At 63.5% G+C, this 6,641-nt stretch carries 3 protein-coding genes and 1 pseudogene; all 4 read right to left on the reverse strand.

Annotated elements, in window-relative coordinates; all coding sequences use genetic code 11:
* A pseudogene (locus tag AHiyo1_RS28455) lies at nucleotides 1–142 on the reverse strand (DUF4158 domain-containing protein); the annotation flags it as partial.
* A 677-nt stretch (nucleotides 143–819) separates the two neighbouring features.
* Entirely contained in the window at nucleotides 820–4,008 is a 3,189-nt protein-coding gene (locus AHiyo1_RS25895) for an RHS repeat-associated core domain-containing protein (protein WP_059390227.1), read from the reverse strand.
* A complete protein-coding gene (locus AHiyo1_RS25900) occupies nucleotides 4,005–4,727 on the reverse strand; it encodes a DUF6531 domain-containing protein (RefSeq protein WP_059390228.1) in 723 nt (240 codons plus the stop codon). The genes AHiyo1_RS25895 and AHiyo1_RS25900 overlap by 4 nt, the downstream gene beginning before the upstream one ends.
* Nucleotides 4,724–6,641, reverse strand: a 1,918-nt coding sequence (locus AHiyo1_RS25905; RefSeq protein ID WP_216363331.1) for a transglycosylase SLT domain-containing protein, incomplete at its 5' end; no start/stop codon positions are given. The genes AHiyo1_RS25900 and AHiyo1_RS25905, both read right to left, overlap by 4 nt.

The following is a 6,641-nucleotide window of genomic DNA, read 5'->3' on the forward strand; positions in this document are numbered from 1 at the left end:
GCGCGACCGCCACCCGCGGTGCGGACGACACCTCATCCGGCACGAACCCAAGCCACGGCAATGTACACAGCGCTACCGCTAGGCCAAGCCTGTCCGAGGCGCCCCTTCCCCGGCCAGGATCAACAAACGCAAGATCCGCCGCGACAGGGTAAAAAACCGGAACAACTCATCCCTGCCGATCTCCGGGAACTCCCGGAGCCGTTCCAACTCTTCATCCGTGAATATCTGAACAACCACTCAGCACGCCCTCCGACCACCACCACAAATCTCTTGGTCAGGAGCCTACCCAAGCCTTATCCGCCCGATTTTTCCCGGATACTACGGCGACCCCCATGAAGGTCATATAATCATGGGCGGCGTAGCACTGTTACTGAAATCGTCCTACGGTCTAGTTTGACGGGATGGAACCAATGTATTTATCGAACGCCCGTGGGTTTCTCATGACCGTGTAAGGGAGCCGGGTGAGCCGTGGGTAGTTTGTAGCCCGGAGGTAGTTTAAGGCGCATACGGCAGCTTCTCTCGTTCGCTTGGCGCGACGCCTGCCCGGCATGGCCATTCCGAAAAGGATGGCGGCTAGTGCGGCAGCAGTGAACAACGCCCGGAAGAGAGCAGGCAAAGTCGTCCAAATCGAAGCGGAGACTGCCAACGGAACCATCGCCCACAGAAAAATGAAAACGGCAGAAGAGAGCTGGATGAAGCGATCGTGCATGCCTCGGACAAGCTTCGCTGCCGCTGCTTCACCTACCCTTGGGGTCCATTCCCGCCGAATCCGGGCATCCACGCTCAAACGCATTTTTCCTGCCTTGAAATCGTTGGTATCTAGCCCTTTCCTGAGCATGCCTTCACCACCGCGTCCCAGGTGCTCTTGCCGTCGATTCCGGATGCGCCAGCTCCAAAGAGAAGACTACCGACGTCCCATCCACCGCCAACTACACCGGCTGCACCTGCAGCCCAGCCAAAGCCAAGCGCCACACCTCCGACATACGTTGCTGCACATGCGAGGTCATCTCCGGTGGCACCGCAGTTGACGGCGTCCCCGGCAAAACCTAGGTCGCCCATCGCAGTTCCCACGTTCTTCAGCGGTTTAGCCCATGGTACCTCGCGCGGAGCATTCGCTGCCGATGCCTCTTCGGCACCCGCAGTGGCCGCATCTGCACTCTCGGAAGCCAGTGCAGCGGCGTCCGCGGCCTCCGCACCGATTGCCGCCCCTTCGGCGACAGCCTCTCCCGCCACAAAGGCCGACCCCGCTGCAATCTCAGCGATTGCGCCGACACCCGTGAGCGCGAGGCCCACAATAGCCACACCCAGTCCAATGGCTCCGACCGTGTCCCAGAAACCCCAGAGACCGAGCGGGTCAACGATATTCAACGGATTGTTACCGGCGTATGCAAACCACTGCAAAGTCCTTTGGTAGGCGGGATCTTTGGTCAGGAATTGTGCCGTATTGGTGTCGTAGTAGCGGGCCCGGAGGTAGATATAGCTGGTTTCGGTATCTGTGTATCCGCCGGTGTACTGGAGGGGTGTGGTGCTTGTTCCTGTGTGTCCGGTGGTTTTGCCGTAGGCGTCGAAGCTATAGGTGGCTACGACATTGCCGGTGTTGTCGGTCAGCGCCCGGGTGGATCCGATCTGATCGGTGAAGAAGAACTGCAGCTGGGTTCCGCTGATTTGTTCGAGGGGGACACCGCCGGGGCCGTGGATCCAGGTGTTGGTCCCGTCGGTGAGGAGGTTCGCGACCTTGGCGTCGTCCCAGGTGAAGCTGGTTGTCGTGGTTCCAGTTGTCTTGCTGGTCCGCAGCCCGCCTGCGTTATAGGCATAGGTTGTGGTTGTGGTTCCGGTGGTTGCCTTCGTGAGTTCATCGGAGCCGTTGTAGGTGTAGGTGGTCGCCGAACCGGTCGCGGGTGTGCTGATGGTCCGGTTGCCGTCATTGTCGTAGCCGTAGCCTGAGGCGCCCGCCGGTTTGCTGGCGCAGGACGGACTGCTGACGATTGTGGGGTTGGACCAACACAGCTGGTTTGCTGCGTCAAAGGTCTGGGTGCCGCCCCGTAGGGTCGAGGCGTTATTCGCGGCGTCGTACGCATTGGTGGTAGTCGTGCCGCCGGAAGTAACGGATTTGAGTTGGTTGAGGTTGTTGTACGCGTCGGTTTCTGCTGCCCCGGGGAGCCCAGTGGGAGTTTGACCGGTGATCTGGTTGGCGTTGTCCCTCGTGTAGCTCAGGGACGCCAAGGTCGTAGCACCTTTCGTGAGCGCAGAGGCGCTCAGTGCCCCGGCATTGTCAATGGTGTTGGTGACGATAGTGCCGTTCGGATAGCTCAGGGTTTGGACCTGGTTATCGGCGGTGTAGCCGATGCTGGTTTTGTTGCCGGCGAAGTCGGTGACGGTGGAGAGGTGTCCGGCGTCGTCGAAGGTCTGCGCGACCGGGACCGCCTGTCCGGGGTAGCTGAGGCTCGTCTCATTCCCTGAAGGGTCGTAGCCGTAGCCGATGGTCGCGCCGGCGCCGTTGGTGTGGCTGGTGATTTCACCGAACACGTCATAGACCCAGGTGCTGGTTCCGGTTCCATCCGTGACCGCGGTCCTCCTGCCCGCAGCGTCGTAGCTGACAGCGGAGGTTCCCGGTGTGCTGTCGGAATAGGAGAGGGAACTCATCCGCCCGGCCGTGTCATAGGAGAATGTGGCGGTGATGTTGTTCGCGGTGGTAACGGTCTTCTTCAGTCCTGCTGTGTCGTAGGCGGTCGTGGTCTTGTGGCCGTTGGCGTCGGTGACGGTCGTTTGGCGGCCTTGCCCGTCATAGCCATAGGTCGTGTGCTTTCCGAGGCCGTCCACGGTATCCGAGACATGCCCATCCGGTGTGTAGAGCGTTCCGGTGACGGAGTTGTCGGCGGCCTTCACACTCGTCTGCTGATCGGCCGCGTCGAAGCTTGAGGTGGTCACATTGCCGTCCGCGTCTGTGGCGGTGACTTTGTTGCCGTCCGCGTCAAAGGCCGTGCTTGTGTGGTGACCGAGGGGGTCTGTCAGGGTTGTGGTGTGGCCCCAGGCGTCGTGAGCGGCGGTGGTGCAGCCCTTCGCCGGCGGAGTGCACGTGATTGGGGTTCCTGCTGCCGTTCCCGAAGGCGCTACGGTGCTGGTGAGCCAGCCTGTTGCTGTCGCGTATCCCATGAGGGTCTTGTTGCCCAGCGGATCCGTCGTGCTCGTGAGGTCACCGAACGCATCGTAGGTCGCGGTTGTGATCTTGCCCCGTGCATCTGTCGTGGAGGTAGGCTCACCGGGATGCGCCGCATCCGAATAGCCGTAGCTGACGGTGCGTGCTGCCGCTCCGGAGCCACCGGTGCCGCCGGCGGGGTTTCCCAGCTCGGCGTCTTCAACGGTCTGGCTCACAGCGACGGATGAAGGAACCCCGGCCGGGGTGTAACTGGTGGCCGTTCTGAGCCCGGTGGGCGTGATGGCGAGGGTTTGGTGTCCGGCGTTGTCGTACTGGGCAACGGTCGTGTTCCCGGCGGGGTCGGAGGAGGATATCCGGTTGCCGTGGTCATCGTAGGCGTAGGTCTGGGTGTGCCCGTCGGGGTCAACCTGCGTGGAGACCCCCAGTGTGACGGGATCGTAGGTGTAGGTCCAGGTCCCGGAATCGGCGGTCCCGGCTCCCTTGGTTTCGGAGGTGAGGAGCCCGTTGACGTCGTAGCTGTCGATGGTCTTGTGGCCGGCGGGGTCGGTGACAAGGGTCTGCCCCTGGACGAGGTTCGCCCCGGTGTTGGGGCCGTAGGTGAACGTCGTGACCCGTCCGAGCGGGTCTGTCTGGGAGGTGACCCGCTCGGAGGTGTCGTAGACCATGGACGTGACCGGGGTCGGTGTCCCGGTTTTGCCGTAGTTCACGGGGGTGCGCATGGACGTGATGAGGTGCGTGGAGGAGTACCCGTACTGGGCGTGGTCTGCGTCGTTCGGGGTTCCGCCAGTAAAGGTGGTGCCAACCCCGTACACATCGGTCAGGTTCGAGTTGGCGTCGTAGACGTAACTCACCTGGCGGTTTGCCGTGTCTTTGACGCCGGTGATGTGGGCGCCGGTCCAGGTAAAGGTGTAGGTACGCCCGGAGGGTCCGTGACGGTGGACAAGTGTCCTGAGCCGTCGTAGGCCAGGTTCGTGGCGTACGCGGGGGTCGCTACGGTGCCGGCGAGGTCCGTTTCGCTGCTCAGCCTGCCGGTGGCGGTATCGAAGGTGAAGACCGCGGTGCCGCGGCGGGTGTAGGTGTAGGTGGTTCCCGCTTTGCTCAGGGTTGCGTCAAAGCGTGGTGCGGTCGGGGTGTAGACCCCGCCGGCAAGGGTGAACGCGACTTTTGAGCCGTCCTCCTGGGTAATCGTGACTTTGCCGGTAGTTCCGTCCGTGGCGGCGGTGAGGCCGTAGTTGTAGGTCCAGCCCCAGCCGAAGGGTCCGTTGGCGGCTCCTGAGCCGTTGGGCCCGGCGGGGTCGGCGATGGCGGAGGCATAGGAACGGGTCACGTTCAGGGGCGAGCCGAGCCCGGGGGTGGCGAGGTCGGTCGCGCTTTCACCGAAGTACCCGGTCTGGGTGCTGACCGGGTCCCCGGCGGTGCGTTGGACGCATCCACAGTTCACGAAGGCCGGGTTCGAGCCCTTGGGCGCGTCCTGGACTCCCGGCGGGCCGCCGATCGGGGTGCCCGGGGTGCCGCCCATCGGGATGAACGCGACCCCATCGTAGGCGACATCGTAGGCCCCGGCTGTCATGTTGCTAGTGTTGTCCAGACTGACGGTCCCGCCGTTCTGCATCGCGAACGTGCCGATGGTGGCCCACTGTTCAGAGCCCCAGTCCTGATTGACACGGATCTTCCAAGGCGCGGCTCCGCCGCCGGGTTGATCGTGTAGACCACGTCCGTAGCGGTGGCCCCGGTGGCCGGGAAATGGAGTTTGATCTTGTAGTACTGCAGGCTCGGCAGGTTCGGGGTCCACACACCGGTGTTGATGACCTGGGGCTGATTGGCGGGTTGAGTGTGGGTGAACAGGATCCGGCCGCCGAGACCGACCCCGAGCTGGTGCGTGTCGATCTGGCCGACGGTGACACCGTTCGTGTCTTTACCGTAGTTCATGGCGAACGTGCCGTTGCTGGACCAGTTCTCCCCGGAACATCCGACAGTATTCAGCGGCGGGGAGGGTTGATCATCGACGATGATGGGCGCGCCGCCCGGGCCCGAGGGGACGGTGCCATCCAGGTTGCAAGTCGGAGGATGAGGATCCGCATAGGTAGGTTCCGTTGATCCGGCGCCGTATTCGTAGGCCGACGTGGTGCAGGTGGTCGCACACGTGGCCACCCAGGTGGCGGGTTTGTGCCACCAGCACTCATAATCGGCCAGAGAGCAGTATGCCCCGGTGGAGTCGGCGGGGTTGCAGTCGTTGCTGCTGTCGCACATGGCGTTGAGGCCTGGGAGCTGCGGCCAGTTGGTGCCGTGGTAGTCCGGGGTGGAGTAGCCGTAGTAGCCGTAGCGGATCAGGGGGCTGGCCATCCAGCCCAGGACGCGTTCCTGGTAGGGCCAGTCGCCCGGGTGGGCCGCGTCCGCGTACGTGCTTTGCAGGAACGGGGTGCGGTTCGGCGGGTAGGAGGGGTTGCGGGGGTTGTTCGCCCAGCCCAGCCCCCAGGTTCCGTCGGGTCCGGTGCAGCTCGGGCCGGGGGTGCAGCCGGTCGTGTTCCCGAATGCCGCGGTCGGCTGGATTCCGCTGTTGTAGGCCCAGAGGGCGAAGTACCAGTTTTCCAGCTTGGACGGGTCGGCGTTGTTCGCGGTGATCCCGGATTCGTAGAGCTGGTTCCAGGTGCCTTCCAGGATCTGCAGGCCCGCGGAAATGTTTTCCTGGTAGTCGTTGGCGATCTTCATCTGCCCGTGGTGGGAGATCGAGACGTCGCCGACGTGCATGCCGTCGGTGACCTGGGAGATGCCGTAACCGCAGTCAGCGTTCGGGTAATCGATCTGGTCGATGCTGCCGGGCACACCGTAGTAGTCGGCGATCAGCGGGTCGGCCGGGATGCCGGGCAGGGCATGCCAGGACGCCTGGTTAAAATTGGACTCCTGGGCCAGGATGCCCAGCATGACCGAACGCGGGACAGTGGTCTGCGTGCTGCCTGTGGGGTGGTCCAGCGGGATGGGCGAGAAGTCATCGCTGGGCGAGTAGCTGACCAGTCCCATGTTCGCGAAGTTCGCCGGCCGGGCATACTGCGACCCGGACAACAGGCCCTGTTCGGCCATCTGTACAGCCCAGTTCACCTGCGCGTTGGAGGGCTGCATGACCTGCATGGCCGGATCCAACCGGCCGATCGCGCACGTCGGGGTGTCGGTGCTGCTGGCCAAATTGATCGTCGGGCCGGAATCGAGCATGACAGCGCTGTTGATCGTGGGGCTGGAACCAAGCTGCACTGAGCCCTTGATGGCAGGTTTCCCCGGTGACGGGTGGGCGGCGGAAGACTCTTTCGGTGTGATGGTGTTTCGTTCAGCCGGGGCTGTCCGCTGCCCGGCCACGCCCGCGGGAACATAGCTCGACACGGCAGTGGTGACTGTCCCGACAGCGGGGTCGAACGAACGGTCGATGAGTTTGCCGGTGCCCGTGGCGACGGCTTCCCCGGCGGTGATCGCTGTTGTCTGGGCCTGGTCGGCC

The organism is Arthrobacter sp. Hiyo1 (assembly GCF_001263615.2).
Classification (GTDB): domain Bacteria; phylum Actinomycetota; class Actinomycetes; order Actinomycetales; family Micrococcaceae; genus Arthrobacter.